This window comes from Streptomyces sp. NPDC006544, assembly GCF_040611715.1.
Taxonomy (GTDB): Bacteria; Actinomycetota; Actinomycetes; order Streptomycetales; family Streptomycetaceae; genus Streptomyces.
This window is the reverse complement of record NZ_JBEXOV010000126.1, coordinates 1-18,253: the sequence shown is the minus strand read 5'-3', so window position 1 is coordinate 18,253 and position 18,253 is coordinate 1. Positions and strand designations below refer to the sequence as shown.

The following is an 18,253-nucleotide window of genomic DNA, read 5'->3' as shown; positions in this document are numbered from 1 at the left end:
CGACGGCCAGCAGGAAGACGATGGTCAGCGAGGCGAGCAGGATGTTCAGCGCGATCTCGTTGGGCGTCTTCTGCCGGGCCGCGCCCTCCACCAGGCCGCTGCTCCGGCTCCGGTCGCCGCTCCGGCTCCGGTCGCCGCTCCGGCTCCGGTCGCCGCTCCGGCTCCGGCCGCCGCCGCCCCCGTGGCCGCTCCGGCTCCGGCCGCCCCCGTGGCCCCGGCCGCCCCCGCCGCACCGGTTTCCGCCGGTGACGAGGGCGCGTACGTGACCCCGCTGGTGCGCAAGCTCGCCTCGGAGTCCGGCGTCGACCTGTCCGCGGTCTCGGGCACCGGTGTCGGTGGCCGCATCCGCAAGCAGGACGTCCTGGCCGCCGCCGAGGCCGCCAAGGCCGCTGCCGCCGCCCCGGCGCCGGCTGCCGCCGCTCCGGCCGCCAAGGCTCCGGCCGCCGCGGTCTCCGAGCTGCGGGGCCAGACCGTCAAGATGACCCGCATGCGCAAGGTCATCGGCGACAACATGATGAAGGCCCTGCACTCGCAGGCCCAGCTCAGCTCCGTGGTCGAGGTGGACATCACCAAGATCATGAAGCTGCGCGAGAAGGCCAAGGCCTCCTTCCTGGCCCGCGAGGGCGTCAAGCTCTCGCCGATGCCGTTCTTCGTCAAGGCCGCGGCCCAGGCACTGAAGGCCCACGCGGTCGTCAACGCCCGGATCAACGAGGACGAGGGCACCATCACCTACTTCGACTCGGAGAACATCGGCATCGCCGTGGACTCCGAGAAGGGCCTGATGACCCCGGTCATCAAGGGTGCCGGCGGCCTCAACCTGGCGGGCATCTCGAAGGCCACCGCCGACCTGGCCTCCAAGGTCCGCGGCAACAAGATCACGCCGGACGAGCTGTCGGGCGCGACCTTCACCATCAGCAACACCGGCTCGCGCGGTGCGCTCTTCGACACGGTCATCGTGCCCCCGAACCAGGTCGCCATCCTGGGCATCGGTGCCACGGTCAAGCGTCCGGTGGTCATCGAGACCCCCGAGGGCACGAACATCGGCATCCGCGACATGACGTACCTGACCCTGTCCTACGACCACCGCCTGGTGGACGGCGCGGACGCGGCCCGGTACCTCTCGGCCGTCAAGGCGATCCTCGAGGCCGGCGAGTTCGAGGTCGAGCTCGGCCTGTAAGGCTCCCCGCGACAGCGACCGCCGCAGTCGGCGCCCCCGCCCGGACACGTTCCGGGCGGGGGCGCCGTCGTCGTACGCCGCGCGCTCCCGCGGGCCCCTGTAACCAGCCTCACCCTGCGCCCCTGACCAGGAACGCATCGCGACGACCGGCGCCGCCGTATTGTCTACGCATCAGGCCCCGCGTGACCCTGCACACCCATCAGGAGATGAAGCCCCGATGATCACCCCACCCGTCGTGCACTCGCTGCGCGAGCAGATCCGCGAGCACATCGTGGAGGGGATCGTCAGCGGGCGCTGGAAGCCCGGCGAGCGGATCGTGGAGCGCCGGATCGCCGTGGAGCTGGAGGTCAGCCAGACCCCCGTGCGCGAGGCCCTGCGCGAGCTGGAGACGCTGCGGCTGATCGAGTCGGCGCCGAACAAGGGCGTGCGCGTACGGAACCTGTCGGCGGCGGACCTGGAGGAGATCTATCCGGTCCGGGCGGGCCTGGAGCAGATCGCGGCCGAGCTGGCCGCGCCCCGCCTGGCGGCCGACTGCACGGCCCTGGAGCCGCACGTGGCGGCCCTGTGGGACGCGGACCGCAGCGCGGACGGCACGGCCCAGGTGCGGCACACGGTGGGCTTCCACCGGGAGCTGGTGCGGGCGGCCGGGAACAGCGTGCTGCTGCACACCTGGGAGTCGCTGGGCATCGAGGTCTTCACGGCCCTGTCCATCCGCTGGCTGGGAACCGTCCAGAAGTCCTACGCCGAGGAGCACGAAGCCCTCGTCCAGGCGTTCCGGAACCAGGATCCGGACATCGGGCTGCTCGTGAAGCGGCACGTCCTGGGGTGCGCCCCGCGGGCTTGATCTTGCCCGTCTTGTCCCGATTTGCCCGGCACCGGGTGCCTGTTTTCATGGCACCCGGTGCCGACTTTTGTCATATGGACGTTTCTTCGCCACTTTCATTTGATCGATCATCGATCAGCGCCTTACAGTCGTCGCGGACCCCACCCGGGTCCATCGACCCTGTCCTGCCCGTCAGGGATTTCTTCACCACCTCTCCTTTGTCCGGAAGGCGGCGCACACCGATGTCCGACCCCGTAGGAAAGCTTCCGAGCGAGCTCGACCAGCTCCCGGACCGCGACAGCGAGGAGACCGCCGAATGGGCGGCCTCCCTCGACGCCGTCGCACAGGCCGCCGGTACGCGCCGCGCCGAATACCTGCTCCGTCGCACCCTCCAGCACGCCGAGGCCGCCGGCCTCGCGCTGCCGAAGCTGCTCGAGACGGACTACGTCAACACCATCCCCACCGCCGCGGAGCCGGAGTTCCCCGGTGACGAGGCGATGGAAGCCAGGATCACCGCGTGGAACCGCTGGAACGCGGCCGCCATGGTGACCCGGGGCTCGAAGTACGGCGTCGGCGGCCACATCGCCACCTTCGCCTCGGCGGCCTGGCTCTACGAGACCGGCTTCCAGCACTTCTTCCGCGGGAAGGAGACCGACGGATCGGGCGACCAGCTCTACATCCAGGGCCACGCCTCCCCCGGCATCTACGCCCGCGCCTTCCTCGACGGCCGGATCTCCGCGCAGCAGCTCGACAACTTCCGCCAGGAGTCCGGCGGCAACGGCCTGCCGTCCTACCCCCACCCGCGGCGCCTGCCGTGGCTGTGGGAGTTCCCGACGGTGTCCATGGGCCTCGGCCCGCTCTCCGCGATCTACCAGGCGCGCTTCAACCGCTACCTGCAGAACCGGAGCATCAAGGACACCGCCAACTCGCACGTCTGGGCCTTCCTGGGCGACGGCGAGATGGACGAGCCCGAGTCGACCGCCGCCCTGGCCCTCGCCTCCCGCGAGCAGCTCGACAACCTGACCTTCGTCATCAACTGCAACCTGCAGCGCCTCGACGGTCCGGTCCGCGCCAACTTCCGCGTGGTGCAGGAGCTGGAGGCCCAGTTCCGCGGCGCCGGCTGGAACGTCATCAAGTCGCTGTGGGGCTCCGCCTGGGACGAACTGTTCCAGCTCGACACCACGGGCGCGCTCGTACGCCGCCTGCGCGAGGTGCCCGACGCGCAGTTCCAGACGTACGCGACCCGCGACGTGGCCTACATCCGCCAGCACTTCTTCGGCGCCAACGCCGAGCTCGTGCGGCTGGCGGGCGTCCTGTCCGACGCGAAGATCGCCGAGTGCTTCCACACCTCCCGCGGCGGCCACGAGCCCCGCAAGGTGTACGCCGCGTACAAGGCCGCCCTGGAGCACAAGGGCGCGCCCACCGTCATCCTCGCGCAGACCGTCAAGGGCTACACGCTGGGCGCCGGCTTCGAGTCGAAGAACGCGAACCACCAGATGAAGAAGCTGACGGTCGACGAGTTCAAGGACATGCGCGACCTCCTCGGACTCCCGATCCCGGACAGCGCCTTCGCCGACGGCCAGGTCCCGTACGGCCACCCGGGCGCGGACAGCCCCGAGGTCCGGTACCTGAACGAGCGCCGCGCGGCGCTCGGCGGCCCGGCCCCGTCCCGCAAGGTCCGGCACGTGGCCCTGCCGGCTCCGGCGGACCGTTCCTTCGCCCCGCTGCTCAAGGGCTCCGGCAAGCAGGAGATGGCCACCACCATGGCCTTCGTCCGGCTCGTCAAGGACCTGATGCGGGACAAGGAGACCGGCAAGCGCTGGGTGCCGATCGTCCCCGACGAGGCCCGCACCTTCGGCATGGAGTCCCTCTTCCCGTCGGCCGGCATCTACTCGCCGCTGGGCCAGACGTACGAGCCGGTCGACCGCGACCAGCTCATGTACTACAAGGAAGCCAAGGACGGCCAGATCCTCAACGAGGGGATCACCGAGGCCGGCGCCATGGCCGACTTCATCGCCGCCTGCACGTCGTACGCGACGCACGGCGAGCCGATGATCCCGTTCTACATCTTCTACTCGATGTTCGGCTGGCAGCGCACCGCCGACCAGATGTGGCAGCTCGCCGACCAGCTCGGCAAGGGCTTCATCGTCGGCGCCACCGCCGGCCGCACCACGCTGACCGGCGAGGGCCTGCAGCACGCGGACGGCCACTCGCACCTGATCGCGTCCACGAACCCGGCGTCGCTCAACTACGACCCGGCCTTCGCGTACGAGATCGCGGTGATCGTCAAGGACGGTCTGCGCCGGATGTACGGCGAGACCCCGGAAGACCTCTTCTACTACCTGACGGTCTACAACGAGCCGAAGCCGCAGCCCGCCATGCCGGAAGGCGTGGAAGAGGGCATCCTGCGCGGCCTCTACCGCTTCAACACGGCGGCGGACCTGGCGGAGGCGGCCCCGGCCGCCGACGCCCCGAAGATCCAGCTGATGGCCTCCGGTACGGCGATCCACTGGATCCTCGAGGCGCAGCGGCTGCTCGCCGCCGACTGGAACGTGGCCGCGGACGTCTGGTCCGCCACCTCCTGGGGCGAGCTGCGCCGCGACGCGCTGGACTGCGACGAGGCGCTGCTCCGCGGAGAGCTGCGCACTCCGTACGTCACCCGCGCGCTGGAGGGCGTCACCAGCCCGGTGCTGGCCGTCTCCGACTGGATGCGTCAGGTCCCGGACCAGATCAGCCAGTGGGTGGAGCAGGACTGGACCTCGCTGGGCACGGACGGCTTCGGTCTGTCCGACACCCGTGAGGGCGCCCGCCGCCACTTCGGCGTCGACGCCCAGTCGATCGTGGTGGCCGCGCTGGCCCAGCTCGCCCGCCGCGGCGAGGTGCCGGCGTCCTCCGTCAAGGAGGCGCGGGAGCGCTACGGCCTCTGAGCCGTACGCGGCGATCCGGCCGTGAGGCGGTCCGTCCCCTGGGGGGGCGGGCCGCCTCACGGCGTTCCGGCGGGCACGGTCCCGCGGCAGCTCCTGTGCGGCGGGCTCCCCGGGGGGCGCGACGAGTTCCTCCGCCTCCGGGCGCGGCAGCTCCGCGCGCTGCCCGACCGCCACGAGGCGCTTCCGGGCCTCGGCCTGACGCGAGGCCAGATGGAGCGGCCGCCTGCCGGGCTGCCGGCCGGGCCGTCCGCCGGGCGGGTGCGGCCCGGTCCCGTACGGCCCGGTCCCGTGCGTTCCGTGCGTTCCGTGCGTGCGGTGGAGGCCAAAGGGGGGTCGACACCGGCCTTTCGCCGTATGCGCGGTGGCGGCGCGGGGGCGAACCCGTGATGCTGGAGCGGTGATGGACGAGACGGAGTTCTGGGAGATCGTCGACCGTACCCGCGGGGCCGCCGGTGGCGACCCCGAGGAGCACGCCGAGCTGCTCGTCGAGCGGCTCGCGCAGCTCGACCCGGATTCCGTCCTGGACTTCGCCCGGCACTTCGAGTCGCGGTACAACCGCGCGTACACCTGGGACCTGTGGGGCGCCGCGTGGGTCCTGCTCGACGGCGCGAGCGACGACGCGTTCGACTACTTCCGGTGCTGGCTGATCGGCCAGGGCCGGGACGTATTCGAGGGCGGGGTGCACGACCCGGACCAGCTGGCGGAACTGCTGGGCGAGTTCGACGAGGAGATCGACGGGGACGGCGAGGAGCTGGGGTACGCGGCCGACGAGGCCTACGAGCAGCTGACCGGCGCGGTGGCGCCGGACCTGGGGATCCCGCTGCAAGCGGCCGAGCCGGAGGGCGCACCGCTGGACTTCGAGAACGAAGCCGCGCTCGCGGAGCGCTTCCCCCGGCTCTGGGACCGTTTCCGAGGCTGATGCCCGCCGATGCCCCGGGCCGCTGCCGACGCCCGCCGACGCCCGCTGACGCCTAGTAGTGCGTACCGCCGTCGATACGGATCTCCGTACCGGTGATGAACGCGCCGTCCTCGGAGCCCAGCATCGCGACGACCCCGGCGACGGTCTGCGGGCCGGCGAAGCCCTGGCCGAGGGCCGGGGCGAGCTTGGCGAACAGGCTCCAGTCGGTGTCCTCGGGCAGTCCGGGGCCGTTGCCGGTGGTCATGCCGCTCTCGATCGAGCCGGGAGCCACGGAGACGAAGCGCAGGCCCTGCTTGCTGTATTCGGCGGCCAGCGCGTGGGTCATGGACTGGATGCCGCCCTTGCTGGCCGCGTAGGCGGACATGTAGGGGTGGGCGAAGCTCGCCGAGGTGGAGCTGAAGTTGACGACGGCGGGCTTGTCGCCCTCGAGCAGTGCCGGTATCGACGCGCGGATGACCAGGAACGTACCGGTCAGGTTCACCGCGATGATCTTGTTCCAGAACTCGAGCGTGGTCTCGTGGGTGTGCGAGGAGCGCAGGATGCCCGCGGCGTTGACGAGCAGGTCGAGCCCGCCGAGGGCGGCGACGGCGTCGGCGATGCCGCTCTTGACGGCGGCCTCGTCGGAGATGTCGAGCGCGGCGGTGGTGAGGCGCTCGGCGTGTCCGTCGGCGGCCGCCTGCGCGGCGGTGGCCTTCAGGCCGGCTTCGCTGACGTCCACGGTGTGGACGCGGCCGCCCTCGGAGAGGATGCGGTGCGCGGTGGCCTGGCCGATGCCGGAGCCGCCGCCGGTGATGAGGACGCGACGTCCTTCGTAACGGTTCATGGGCGGAGCGTACTCCGCTGATGGCGCATTTTGCCAGTATGTCAAAACGTGCCATATCTCGAGAGCCGGAGGTAGTCTTCCCCCGTGAGATCCCCTCGTCCGTACGCTCCCCAGGCCGGCCCCGGCGCCCCGTCGCTGAACGAGCGCCGCAAGGCCGCCACCCAGCTCGACATCGCGCGCGCGGCCTGCGAACTGTTCGCCGAGCACGGGCCGGACGGTACGACCGCCGAAGACATCGCCCATCGCGCGGGCGTGGCGCTGCGCACGTTCTACCGCTACTTCCGCAACAAGCAGGAAGCCGTCGCCCCCCTGCTCGCGGGCGGCGGCGACGCCTGGCGCGCCCTGCTCGCCGAGGAGGAACCCGGCAGTCCGCTCGCCGCGGCCCTGGAACGGGCCGTCACCCGCTCCCTCACCGACCCCCAGGTCCTCGACGAAGGCCTGGAGGTCACCCGCGGCCTGCTCCGCGCCGCCGCGACCGACGAGGCCCTGCGCGCGGTCTGGTACCGGGTCAACCAGGACTCCGAGGAGCAGCTGGTCCCGGTCGTCGCCCGGCTCGCCGGACCGGACGCCGACGTCCTGGGCGTCCGCCTCCTCGCGGCGGCGGCCACGGACGCGATCCGCATCGCCCTGGAACTCTGGTCGGCCACGGACGCCCCGCCTTCGGGCCCCGGCTCCCCCTCCGAACTGGCCCTGCGCTGCCTGCGCGACCTCACGGGCTCCATGCCGCTGCTCCGCGACCGCACCTGAGGCCGCTCCGGCCGGCGGCGCCGTCGCGGCCGGCCGGAGCGGACCGGTCAGAGGAACCGCTCCGACTTCTCCCTGAGGTGCTCGGCGAAGAAGGCGGCGGCGTCCGGCCGCATCCGGGCGAGCGCGACCATCGCCGTGACGACGACGTCGGCGACCTCCGCCTCCACGTCGTGCCACGTGTGCGAGTTCCCCTTGCGGGGGTTCGTGCCCCGGGCCCCGATGACCGCCTGCGCCGCCTCCCCGAACTCCTCGCCGATCTTCAGGACCTGCAGGGTCAGGCTCTCCTCCCGCCCCACCCCGCGCTCCCGGTCATGCGCGTCGAACCGCGCCACGAGCGCCCCGATGGTCTTCCACGGATCATCCATGATCCGAAGCTAGCCGCCCCGCCGGTCCCGCACCGTCGGAACGGCGAAGCCCCCCTCTCAGGTGATCCCCGCCCGCCGGGCGGGCGGGCTCGCTACCGTGACGGGGAGCGACAACACGGGGGTGAACGTGCGGAGATTCAGGGACGGCGACGTCTTACGCATCCGGCAGCAGGCGGCGGCGTCCGACAATGCGCGGGTGTATCAGGTCGGCACCGGCAACCAGGTGAACGTGGAGGGCGGTCTCCACCTCCACAACCACCACCACGCCACCACCGACCGCCCGGTCAGGGGAGCCCCCGTCTCCCTGGAACCCCCGTACGGCCTGATGCCGCGCCGCCTCTACGGCCGGGAGCCCGAGCTGGAGGCCCTCAAGGACGTCCTCGACGGCCCCGAGGGAACCCTGACCGTCCTCCACGGCATGGGCGGGGTCGGCAAGACCGCGCTGGCCCTGACGGTCGCGGCCGAAGCCCGGAAGAGGCGTCTGCGGGTCTACTGGGTCGCCGCCTCCGACGGCTACAGCGTGCGCGAGGCCCTCCTGCAGGTCGCCCTTCGCGCCGGCGCCGCCGAGTCCCGGGTCCAGGAGGCCGCCGTGGGCAACACCAGCATCGCGGACCTGGCCTGGGAGACCCTGGACGAGGCCGCCGCGCCCTGGCTCGTGCTCTTCGACAGCGCCGACGACCCGAAGGCCGTGGAGGCGGAGCTGGGCGACCAGTGGCTCCGTTCCTCCTTCTCCGGCGGAGTGCTCGTCACCACCCGCGTCGGCAATCCCGAGGCGTGGTCCGCGCACGCGCGGACGATCCGGCTGGAGCCGCTCCCCGAATCGGGGGGCCGGGACATGCTGATCGCCACGGCCGGCCTGCCGCACGTCCGCGCGGAGGACCGCGAACAGGCCGCGCTGCTCGCCAGGCGGCTGGGAGGCGTTCCCCTCGCCCTGCGGTTGGCCGGACTCCACCTGTCGCGTCCCGCCTCCTCGATCCGGCGGTTCGAGGACTACCGGGCCGCTCTGGACCAGGACTTCCCCCATGTGATCGACAAGGCGGCCTCCGCCTCCGGCCCCTACGGTCCGGAGGACGGCCTCCGCCACCTCGTCATGCAGACGTGGGAGCTCTCCCTGGACTTCCTGGAGAAGCAGGGGATCCCGCACGCCCGGATCCTCATGCGGCTCTTCTCCTGCTTCGCGTCCAGGCCCGTGCCGCTGGACCTGCTGTCGCCGAAGGTCCTCAACCGCACGTGCGAAGTGCCCGGCGGGCCGTGGAACGACGTCGTGCTGGAGCGCTCCCTCAACGCGCTCAGCGATCTCGGTCTGATCGACATCGGCCTGGAGGGGCTGGAGGACCCGTCGTCCCGCGACGTCCACCGCCCGCCGCAGGGCCCGGACGAAGGGCACCGGTGCGTCTTCGTGCACCCGCTGGTCGCGGAGGTGAACGCGGCCCAGCTCGCCCGCTCGGACGACGCCCCGGCCACCTGGGCCGCCGCCGTGCGCTGCCTCGGCGCGTTCCGCGGCGTATGGCCGGAGGACCCGCGCCACGGCGCCTTCTGGCAACTCCTCGTCCCGCACGTCCTCGAGCTCTCGGAGCGCCTGCCGGAGCGGTGCGAGGACCTCCTCGGGCTCGTGGCGCCCCTCAATGCGTGGTTCTGCGAGTACCTGCGGATCTCCGGGCAGTACACCGTCGCGTACGGCATCACGCAGACCACGTACGCGCGCGCGGGGCGCCTCGGCGAACGGGCACCCGCGCGCTTCCTCGCCTGTTACTCCTTCGCGGACTGGGCCTGGCGCACGTCCCGCCTGGAAGAGGCCCGCGGGCTCGCCCGCGAGGCGTGCGGGCTGGCCTCCCTGTCGCACGAGGCCGACAGTTTCGCCGTACTGGCCGCCGACAGCCTCCTGGCGGCCGTCCACGTGGAACTCGGGGACTTCGCGACCGGTGAACAGCTGATCCGCGAGATCATCGCCCGCCTGGACGGGAAGTGGTCCCTGGACCACCCCCTGTCCATCCAGGCCCACCACCACTTCGCCACCGTCCTTCGCGAACGCGGGCTCCTGGAGGCGGCGGAGGAGGAGGCGCGCCTGGTGGTGTCCCAGTGCGAGAGCGTCCCCGGCTTCCCCCTGTACACGGAAGCGGTGGTGCGGCACGAGCTGGCAGTGATCATCTGGCACCGGGGCCGTCTGGACGAGGCGCTGGACGCGTTCGACGACGTGATGCGGATCCAGCGCGCGATCATGCCCTCGTGGCACCCGTCGGTGCTGGTGACGCGGTTCGACGTGGCATCGATCAACAAGGTCAAGGGGAACTGGATCAAGGCGCTCCTGGAGTTCCACGAGATCGCCCTCATGGAGGGCGATTCCCTCGGTGAGGACCACTACGCCACGCTCCAGACCCGGCACAACATCGCCCAGATCCTCGTCGAGAAGGGACGGCTGGACGAGGCCGAGGCGCTCCTGAACCGGATCATGGCCGTCCGCGACCGGAGCGGGCTGGGCTCGCGGCACGAGGACGTCCTGGCCACGAGGCACGAGCTCGTGCACATCACGGCGCAGCGGGGGCAGCGCGTGGCGGCGCTGCGCGCATGGAAGGACATCCTCGACGAGGAACGGGCGCACCTCGGCCCGGAGCACCCGTCCACCCTGAGGACGCACTTCAACTGGGCGGTGGGCTGGGCCCGCACGGGCCAGATGGCCATCGCGCGCGGTGAGATGCGCAAGGTCCTCGCGGCCCGCCGCCACACCTTCGGCGACGCCCACCACGAGACCGAGGAGGCCCGGAACGCGCTCGCCTCGCTGTCCCGGCTGCCCGGCGTGCCGTGGTGGCTGCGCTCGTCGAACGAGGCGGGTCCCCTCGGCGAGGAGGGGAGGGGCCGGCGCGCGCGGGACTGAGCCGCCCGCCACGACGCGAGGGCCGCCCCCGGGTGGGGGACGGCCCTCGGTCGTACTCGTACTACCGCGCTACGGCTTAGAGGTCGAAGTAGAGCTCGAACTCGTGCGGGTGCGGGCGCTGCGCGATCGGAGCGATCTCGTGGGTGCGCTTGTAGTCGATCCAGGTCTCGATCAGGTCGGGGGTGAAGACACCGCCGGCCAGGAGGTACTCGTGGTCCGCCTCCAGGGCCTTGAGGACGTCCTCGAGGCTGGTCGGGACCTGCGGGACGCTCGCGTGCTCGTCCGGGGAGAGCTCGTAGAGGTCCTTGTCGATCGGCTCCATCGGCTCGATCTTGTTCTTGACCCCGTCGAGGCCGGCCAGCAGGAGGGCCGCGAACGCCAGGTACGGGTTCGAGGACGGGTCCGGGGCGCGGAACTCGACGCGCTTGGCCTTCGGGTTCGAGCCCGTGATCGGGATGCGCATGGCGGCGGAGCGGTTGCGCTGCGAGTACACCATGTTGACCGGCGCCTCGAAGCCCGGGACCAGGCGGTGGTAGGAGTTCACCGTCGGGTTGGTGAACGCCAGCAGCGACGGGGCGTGCTTGAGGATGCCGCCGATGTAGTAGCGGGCGGTGTCCGAGAGGCCCGCGTAGCCGGTCTCGTCGTAGAACAGCGGGTCGCCGTTCGCCCACAGCGACTGGTGCACGTGCATGCCCGAGCCGTTGTCACCGAAGATCGGCTTCGGCATGAAGGTCGCGGTCTTGCCGTTGCGCCAGGCGACGTTCTTCACGATGTACTTGAAGAGCATCAGGTCGTCGGCCGCGGCGAGCAGCGTGTTGAACTTGTAGTTGATCTCGGCCTGGCCACCGGTGCCGACCTCGTGGTGCTGGCGCTCGACCTGGAGGCCCTGGGCGTCCAGCTCGAGGGAGATCTCGGCGCGCAGGTCGGCGAAGTGGTCGACCGGGGCCACGGGGAAGTAGCCACCCTTGTAGCGCACCTTGTAACCACGGTTGTTGTCCTCGGAGCCGGTGTTCCAGGCGCCGGCCTCGGAGTCGATGTGGTAGAAGCTCTCGTTCGCGGTCGTCGCGAAGCGCACGCTGTCGAACACGTAGAACTCGGCCTCGGGGCCGAAGTACGCGGTGTCGGCGATGCCGGTGGAGGCGAGGTACGCCTCGGCCTTCTTCGCGATGTTGCGCGGGTCGCGCGAGTAGGCCTCGCCCGTGATCGGGTCGTGGATGAAGAAGTTGATGTTGAGCGTCTTGTCCTTGCGGAACGGGTCCAGACGCGCGGTGCTGATGTCGGCACGCAGCGCCATGTCGGACTCGTGGATCGCCTGGAAGCCGCGGATCGAGGAGCCGTCGAAGGCCAGCTCCTCGTTCGGGTCGAACGCCCGCCCCGGAATGGTGAAGTGCTGCATCACACCAGGCAGGTCACAGAAGCGGACGTCGACGAACTTGACGTCGTTCTCCTCGATGTACTGCTTCACTTCGTCGGCGTTCTTGAACATCCAACTCCTCCTACTCCCGACCCCGGGGCAGGGGCGGGCTTTATAGCTAGTGGTGCGCCAGTGCGGTGCCGCACGCTGACCCGACCATAAGCAGACGGGGTTTCTCAAGCATGACCCATTTGTTTCGCACAAGTTAACCAGGCCCTCGGCGGAACCCGGCTCAGCCCCACCGGTACCGTGTGGGCGTGGACAAGAGGCAAGCAATCGGATCCTGGCTCTCCGGCCCCCGCGAGACCGCCGAGCAGATGGGCGTCGACTTCGGACACCCCGGCAAGCAGCTCGGCCTGCCCCCGCAGGGGCCCGGCTCGGTGGCCCGTTTTGGCCGCCGCCTCGGTGCGCTGGCGATCGACTGGCTGGCCTGCCAGCTCATCGCGTACGGGCTGCTCACCGGCCGCGACTGGACGGCCGCGGGCAACTGGACGCTGGCGCTCTTCGTGGTCCTGAGCGTCCTGACGGTCGGCACCGTCGGCTTCACCCCCGGGAAGCGGATCCTGGGCCTCCGGGTCATCTCGCAGGACGGCGGCCGGCTCGGCCTCGGCCGCGTGGTGCTGCGCACCCTGCTGATTGCCCTGGTGGTCCCGGCCCTGGTCTGGGACCGCGACGGCCGCGGCCTGCACGACCGCCTCGCGCGCGCGGTCCAGGTCCGGTCCTGAGAGCCCGGCTGCGGCAGTGCGGTCCCGAGAGCCCGGTCCCGGGGGTCCGGACCGGGACAGGGCGGTGACATGCGGCGGCGCTCGCCGCCACGACGCACGGGAGCCCCCGGCCATCGGCCGGGGGCTCCCGTGCGTCGTATACGAAAAACTGGTCAGCGCATCTTTCCGCCGCGCGGCATCCTCATCCCCTTGGGCATGGGGCCCTTCGGGATGGGCATGTTCGACAGCAGGTCACCCATGGCCCGGAGCTTGTCGTTGACCTGGGTGATCTGCGGGCCGGAGAGCACGCGGGGCAGCTTCAGCAGGGTCGTACGGACCTTCTTGAGCGGCACCTGACCCTCGCCCGTCCCCACGATGAAGTCGTGGACCGGGACGTCGGGCATGATCCGGGCCAGCTTCTTCTTCTCGTTCGCGAGCATCGGCTTCACCCGGTTGGGGTTGCCCTCGGCGATCAGGACCACGCCGGCCTTGCCCACGGCACGGTGCACGATGTCCTGCTGCTTGCTCATCGCGACGGCGGGGGTGGTGCTCCAGCCCCGGCCCACGTTGTCCAGCACGGCCGCGGCCGCGCCCGGCTGTCCCTCCATCTGCCCGAAGGCAGCGGTTTCGGCCCGTCGCCCGAAGATGATCGCCATCGCCAGGAACGCCACCAGGAATCCCAGGATGCCCAGGTAGACCGGGTGGCCGATCAGGAAGCCGATCGCAAGGAACACACCAAAGGTGACGATTCCCACGCCCGCGACGATCAGACCGACCTTCGGGTCGGCCTTGCGCGTCATCTTGTACGTCAGGGCGATCTGCTTCAGTCGCCCGGGGTTCGCAGCAGTCTCTGCGTTTGACTTCCTCGCCATGTAGCGAAGTTTACGTGGCCTTCCCGGTCCGGGTCGCCGCGGCCTCGAGTACGTGCTCGGTTTCGACCCGGTCCTTGGCCCTGCGGCGGTCTTCGAGGACCGCCGTCCAGGCGTTGCGGCGGGCACCGCTCATGAGCAGCGACTCGATGCCCCGGAAGGCGTCGGTGAAGGACGGGATGGCGGTGGCGCGTACGGGCGCGGCCTGCATGATGTCGATCCCTTTCACGGAGCTCACGTCGGTGTCGTGCGCGGCGGAGCGGTCGGTACGGGGCCTTGCTCGCACCGGCGCGCGCTCGGGGGCGTGCGCGGTGCGTGGAGCTATCGTCACTGAATGGTGTTACCAGGGGGTGACCGCCCGGTCAAACAGTGATGAAACATTTACGCGGCCCGCCGGGCTCTTCCTGGAAAGAGCCTAGGGGCCGCGTCCATGCGGTGTTACCTACGAGTAAGACTTTGTGCGCGAATTCACACACTCCCCGCGCCTAGGGTCGGAGCGCCGCGTCAGACCGTCGCGCGCTTCTCCATCGCCTGCTGGTACAGCCGGCCCGCCCGGTACGAGGACCGGACCAGCGGCCCGGACATCACGCCGGAGAAGCCGATCTCCTCGGCCTCCTGCGCCAGCTCCACGAACTCGGCCGGCTTCACCCAGCGCTCGACGGGGTGGTGCCGCGGCGAGGGCCGCAGGTACTGCGTGATGGTGATGAGCTCGCAGCCCGCCTCGTGGAGGTCGCGCAGTGCCTGCGTGACTTCCTCGCGCTCCTCGCCCATGCCCAGGATCAGGTTGGACTTCGTCACGAGGCCGTAGGCGCGCGCCCGCGTGATGACCTCCATCGAGCGCTCGTAGCGGAAGCCGGGGCGGATCCGCTTGAAGATCCGCGGCACCGTCTCGACGTTGTGCGCGAAGACCTCGGGCCGGGAGGCGAAGACCTCTTCCAGCAGCTCCGGGACCGCGTTGAAGTCCGGGGCGAGCAGCTCGACCTTGGTGTGGCCCGCGGCGCGCTCCGCCGTCTGCTCGTGGATCTGGCGCACGGTCTCCGCGTACAGCCAGGCGCCGCCGTCCGCCAGGTCGTCGCGCGCGACGCCCGTGATGGTGGCGTAGTTCAGGTCCATCGTGACGACGGACTCGCCCACGCGGCGGGGCTCGTCGCGGTCCAGGGCCTCGGGCTTGCCCGTGTCGATCTGGCAGAAGTCGCAGCGCCGGGTGCACTGGTCGCCACCGATGAGGAAGGTGGCCTCGCGGTCCTCCCAGCACTCGTAGATGTTCGGACAGCCGGCTTCCTGGCACACCGTGTGCAGTCCTTCGCCCTTCACCAGGGCCTGCATCTTGGTGTACTCGGGACCCATCTTGGCCCGGGTCTTGATCCACTCGGGCTTGCGCTCGATGGGGGTCTGGGCGTTACGGACCTCGAGGCGCAGCATCTTGCGTCCGTCGGGTGCGACTGCGGACACGACCGGCTCCCTGTGACTTCGATTCTTCGGCGTCCACCAGGGTACGCCCGTAATTTCATACGTTCTTACGTCGGTCAACCTGCGGGCGGCCACAGCCATTCCCGCGCCGCTAGGCGCCCACGGCAGGCTCTGTCTCACGGGGCCGCAGCTCCGCGTGTTCGAGTACGTCCTTCAGGTGCCGTTCGATCACGGGCAGCACCTCGGAGATGGTGATCTCGCGGCCCAGCTCGTACGAGAGCGAGGTCACACCGGCGTCCCGGATCCCGCAGGGGACGATCCGGTCGAACCAGGTGTTGTCCGGGTTCACGTTGATCGCGAAGCCGTGCATCGTGACGCCCTTGGCCACCCGGATGCCGATGGCCGCGAGCTTGCGGTCCTCGCGGCGCTGGCCGGCGTTGGACGGCGCGTACTCGGGGCCGTTCAGACGCGGGTCGAACTCCTCGTCCGCCAGCCTCGGATCGAGGTCCAGGGAGAGGCCGCCGGTCTTCGGACGCTCCTCGACGGGGTCGCCGAGCACCCAGACCCCGCTGCGCCCCTCGACGCGCGTGGTCTCCAGGCCGAACTCGGCGGCCGTGCGGATCAGCGCGTCCTCGAGGCGGCGGACGTGGGCGACCACGTCCACCGGGCGGGGCAGCTTCATGATCGGATAGCCGACCAGCTGGCCCGGGCCGTGCCAGGTGATCTTGCCGCCGCGGTCCACGTCCACCACGGGCGTGCCGTCGAGCGGCCGCTCGCTGTCGGCGGTGCGCCGGCCCGCCGTGTAGACCGGCAGGTGCTCCAGGAGCAGGCAGGTGTCCTCGATCTCGTCCGCGAAGCGGGCCGCGTGCACCCGGCGCTGCTCTTCCCAGGCCACCGTGTACTCCACGGCCTGCGGGCCGAAGCCCAGACGGACAAACCCAAGCTCAGCCACCGCGGCGCCTCCTCGTCGAACCTGCCGTCGAACGTGCTGTGTGCATGTATCGCACCAGGCAAGGGTACGGCGGTCCGCCCGCGGGCTTTCGGCCGCCCGGTCAGGGCCCCTGAGCGGGCCGCTTCGGACGCCTGCCGGCGCCCCGGACCGGCCGGTCCGGGTCCTCGTCCGCCCGGGGCAGCCGCCGGTGCCCCTCGGAGTGGTCGTTCACCCAGCCGCAGACCCCGCACGCGTACCGCCCGTCGAGGCCCGCGATGTACGTCCCGCAGCGCCGGCACTCGGCCTCGGTCAGCTCGGGCGCCGGGAGCGGCGCCGTGGACTCCGCGGGGCCGCTCCGCCCGTGCCCGCCGTCGCGGCGTTCGGGCCCATGCCCGTCGTGGCCGTCGGGGCCGTGGTGGCCGTCGTCGGGGACGTCGTAGCTGCTGGGGCGGTGCTCCCCGGTGGGCCGGCGGGTCATGGGCCGCAGCGTACGCGGAGGGAGGGGGCGGACCCGTAAAGAGCCCTACCGGTTCTGCACACGATCGGATGAATGTGGGGCAGAGGGGGCGGTGCGGGCGAAGTTCGCCGCTACATTCACGCCGTTCACAGGGCCGGGACTCCGGTCCGTCACGTCAGGAGACCGTGGAGCCGATGACGGAACGACCTGCCCAGCGTGTCCCCAACCGGCAGCTCGCGGCACTGATCGCCGAGGCCGGGTTCTCCAACGCCGGGCTCGCCCGCCGCGTGGACCAGCTCGGCCTGGAGCACGGTCTCGACCTGCGGTACGACAAGACCTCCGTGACCCGCTGGCTGCGCGGGCAGCAGCCGCGCGGCACCACCCCGGCGCTGATCGCGGAGGTGTTCACCCGGCGCCTGGGGCGGCGGCTGTCGGCCCAGGACCTGGGCCTGGACGCGTGCGCCCCCGTGTACGCCGGGCTGGAGTTCGCGGCCACCCCGGAGGAGGCCGTCGACATCGCGAGCGGCCTGTGGCGCAAGGACTCCGGCTCGCACGCCGAGTTGCGGAAGATCGCCTTCACCCCGGCCGGCCTGGTGGTGCCCAGCCGGGACTGGCTGATCGGCCGGGCCGACGAGCGCGTGGGCCGGGGGACGGACCAGGCCGTCGCCCGCGTCCCCGAACAGGGCCGGACCGAACACGGCCGCCTCGATGCGGCCCGTCCCGATCCGGGCCGTCCCGAACCGGGCCGGTCCTCGGTGCCCCGCCAGCGGCAGATCGACCGCGGGCCCGGACAGCGGGTGACCGGCGGGGACATCGCGGCGCTCCGCTCGGTGAGCGAGCTGTTCCGCACCCTGGACCACGCGTACGGGGGCGGCCATGCCCGCCAGGCCCTGGTGCGCTACCTGGAGCACGAGGCGGAGCCGATGCTGCGCGGCACCTACGGGGAGACCACCGGGCGCCGGCTGTTCTCCGCCGCCGCGGACCTGACCCGGCTCGCGGGCTGGACCTCGTACGACATCGCCGCGCACGGACTCGCGCAGCGGTACTTCGTGCAGGCACTGCGGCTCGCCCAGGCCGCCGCGGACCGGCCGTACGGGGCGTACGTGCTGATCACCATGAGCCGGCAGGCGGTCTACCTCGGCCACGGCCGGGAGGCGGTGCAGCTGGCCCGCGTGGCCCAGCAGGGCGTGGGCTCGGGGCCTCCGCCGGTGGTACAGGCGCTGCTGCACTCGGCGGAAGCGCGCGGGCACGCGGTGCTCGGCGAGGTCAGGGCCGCGACGGCGTCCCTCGTGCGGGCGGAACGGGCGCTGGGCGCGGCCCGGCCCGGGGACGACGTGCCGCACTGGGCGCGCGGCTACGACGAGGCGCAGCTGGCGGACGAGTTCGGACACTGCCACCGGGACCTCCAGCAGTACCGGGCCTCGGCGCAGCACGCGGAGCGCTCGCTCCAGCTGCGGGCCCCGGCGTACGCGCGCTCGCGGCTGTTCTGCCGGGTGGTGCTGGCGACGGCGCGGCTGGGGCTGGGCGAGCTGGACCAGGCGTGCGCGCTGGGCGCGGAGGCGGCGCAGCAGGCGAGGGAGATGCGGTCGGTCCGGGCGGTGGAGTACGTGCGGGACTTCGAGCGGCGGCTGGAGCCGTACCGGGACGCGTCGGCGGTGCGGACGTACCGGGACCGGGTGGCGGCCTTGTCGTGATCCTGCGGGCCGGGCCGGGGGCGGCGCCGCCGCCACCCCGAAGTCGAGGACCTTGACCACGCCGTCGGTGCGGATACGAATGTTCCCGGGCTTCAGGTCACGGTGCACGATGTGGCGTGCG

Annotated in this window: 15 protein-coding genes and 1 pseudogene; 8 read left to right on the top strand and 8 right to left on the bottom strand. The window is 71.5% G+C overall.

Translation table 11 applies throughout. From position 1 onward, the window contains the following. Positions 1-94: 94 nt before the first annotated feature. The 4 genes and pseudogenes from sucB to ABZY44_RS33995 all read left to right on the top strand — a co-directional run. Positions 95-1,177 (top strand): annotated as a pseudogene (gene sucB / locus ABZY44_RS34010) (2-oxoglutarate dehydrogenase, E2 component, dihydrolipoamide succinyltransferase); the annotation flags it as partial. 220 nt (positions 1,178-1,397) lie between these two features. Further along, positions 1,398-2,021, top strand: a complete 624-nt coding sequence (locus tag ABZY44_RS34005; RefSeq protein WP_356660724.1) for a GntR family transcriptional regulator — start codon at positions 1,398-1,400, stop codon at positions 2,019-2,021. 221 nt (positions 2,022-2,242) lie between these two features. Continuing rightward, the gene (aceE, locus tag ABZY44_RS34000) at positions 2,243-4,927 is read left to right on the top strand and encodes a pyruvate dehydrogenase (acetyl-transferring), homodimeric type (protein ID WP_356660720.1); all 2,685 of its coding nucleotides are present in this window, start codon (positions 2,243-2,245) and stop codon (positions 4,925-4,927) included. A 400-nt stretch (positions 4,928-5,327) separates the two neighbouring features. Continuing rightward, positions 5,328-5,846 (top strand): DUF4240 domain-containing protein, encoded by a 519-nt coding sequence (locus ABZY44_RS33995; RefSeq protein ID WP_356660718.1) that lies wholly within the window; start codon positions 5,328-5,330, stop codon positions 5,844-5,846. A gap of 52 nt (positions 5,847-5,898) precedes the next feature. Here the strand turns inward: ABZY44_RS33995 and ABZY44_RS33990 are convergent, their stop codons facing one another. After that, positions 5,899-6,669, bottom strand: coding sequence for an SDR family oxidoreductase (locus ABZY44_RS33990; protein WP_356660716.1), 771 nt, complete (start codon positions 6,667-6,669; stop codon positions 5,899-5,901). A gap of 84 nt (positions 6,670-6,753) precedes the next feature. Here ABZY44_RS33990 and ABZY44_RS33985 point away from each other — a divergent pair, with 84 nt between their 5' ends. Beyond that, positions 6,754-7,416 (top strand): TetR family transcriptional regulator, encoded by a 663-nt coding sequence (locus ABZY44_RS33985; RefSeq protein WP_356660714.1) that lies wholly within the window; start codon positions 6,754-6,756, stop codon positions 7,414-7,416. A gap of 47 nt (positions 7,417-7,463) precedes the next feature. Here ABZY44_RS33985 and ABZY44_RS33980 read toward each other — a convergent pair whose 3' ends face one another. Beyond that, entirely contained in the window at positions 7,464-7,781 is a 318-nt protein-coding gene (locus ABZY44_RS33980) for a MazG-like family protein (protein ID WP_356660712.1), read from the bottom strand. A 196-nt stretch (positions 7,782-7,977) separates the two neighbouring features. Here ABZY44_RS33980 and ABZY44_RS33975 point away from each other — a divergent pair, with 196 nt between their 5' ends. After that, entirely contained in the window at positions 7,978-10,653 is a 2,676-nt protein-coding gene (locus tag ABZY44_RS33975; protein WP_356660710.1) for a tetratricopeptide repeat protein, read from the top strand. Between the two features lie 76 nt (positions 10,654-10,729). Here the strand turns inward: ABZY44_RS33975 and glnA are convergent, their stop codons facing one another. Further along, positions 10,730-12,139, bottom strand: a complete 1,410-nt coding sequence (gene glnA, locus ABZY44_RS33970; RefSeq protein ID WP_356660708.1) for a type I glutamate--ammonia ligase — start codon at positions 12,137-12,139, stop codon at positions 10,730-10,732. Between the two features lie 185 nt (positions 12,140-12,324). On the opposite strand from glnA, the gene ABZY44_RS33965 reads away from it, so the two are divergent. Continuing rightward, positions 12,325-12,792 (top strand): RDD family protein, encoded by a 468-nt coding sequence (locus ABZY44_RS33965; protein WP_356660706.1) that lies wholly within the window; start codon positions 12,325-12,327, stop codon positions 12,790-12,792. 152 nt (positions 12,793-12,944) lie between these two features. On the opposite strand, the gene ABZY44_RS33960 is transcribed toward ABZY44_RS33965, so the two are convergent. The 5 genes from ABZY44_RS33960 to ABZY44_RS33940 all read right to left on the bottom strand — a co-directional run bounded on the left by ABZY44_RS33960 (position 12,945) and on the right by ABZY44_RS33940 (position 16,459). After that, complete coding sequence (locus ABZY44_RS33960) at positions 12,945-13,643, bottom strand: DUF4191 domain-containing protein (RefSeq protein ID WP_356660704.1); 699 nt, start codon at positions 13,641-13,643, stop codon at positions 12,945-12,947. Positions 13,644-13,653: 10 nt separating this feature from the next. After that, complete coding sequence (locus tag ABZY44_RS33955; RefSeq protein ID WP_356660722.1) at positions 13,654-13,851, bottom strand: hypothetical protein; 198 nt, start codon at positions 13,849-13,851, stop codon at positions 13,654-13,656. A gap of 293 nt (positions 13,852-14,144) precedes the next feature. After that, positions 14,145-15,092 carry a lipoyl synthase gene (lipA, locus tag ABZY44_RS33950; protein ID WP_356660702.1) on the bottom strand — a complete coding sequence of 316 codons (948 nt, stop codon included), beginning with the start codon at positions 15,090-15,092 and terminating at the stop codon, positions 14,145-14,147. A gap of 109 nt (positions 15,093-15,201) precedes the next feature. Next, a complete protein-coding gene (lipB, locus tag ABZY44_RS33945) occupies positions 15,202-16,002 on the bottom strand; it encodes a lipoyl(octanoyl) transferase LipB (protein ID WP_356660700.1) in 801 nt (266 codons plus the stop codon). A 100-nt stretch (positions 16,003-16,102) separates the two neighbouring features. After that, positions 16,103-16,459: a hypothetical protein gene (locus ABZY44_RS33940; protein ID WP_356660698.1), complete on the bottom strand. Its 357-nt coding sequence runs from the start codon at positions 16,457-16,459 to the stop codon at positions 16,103-16,105. Between the two features lie 173 nt (positions 16,460-16,632). Here ABZY44_RS33940 and ABZY44_RS33935 point away from each other — a divergent pair, with 173 nt between their 5' ends. Further along, the gene (locus tag ABZY44_RS33935; protein WP_356660696.1) at positions 16,633-18,132 is read left to right on the top strand and encodes a regulator; all 1,500 of its coding nucleotides are present in this window, start codon (positions 16,633-16,635) and stop codon (positions 18,130-18,132) included. The last annotated feature ends 121 nt before the right edge of the window (positions 18,133-18,253 follow it).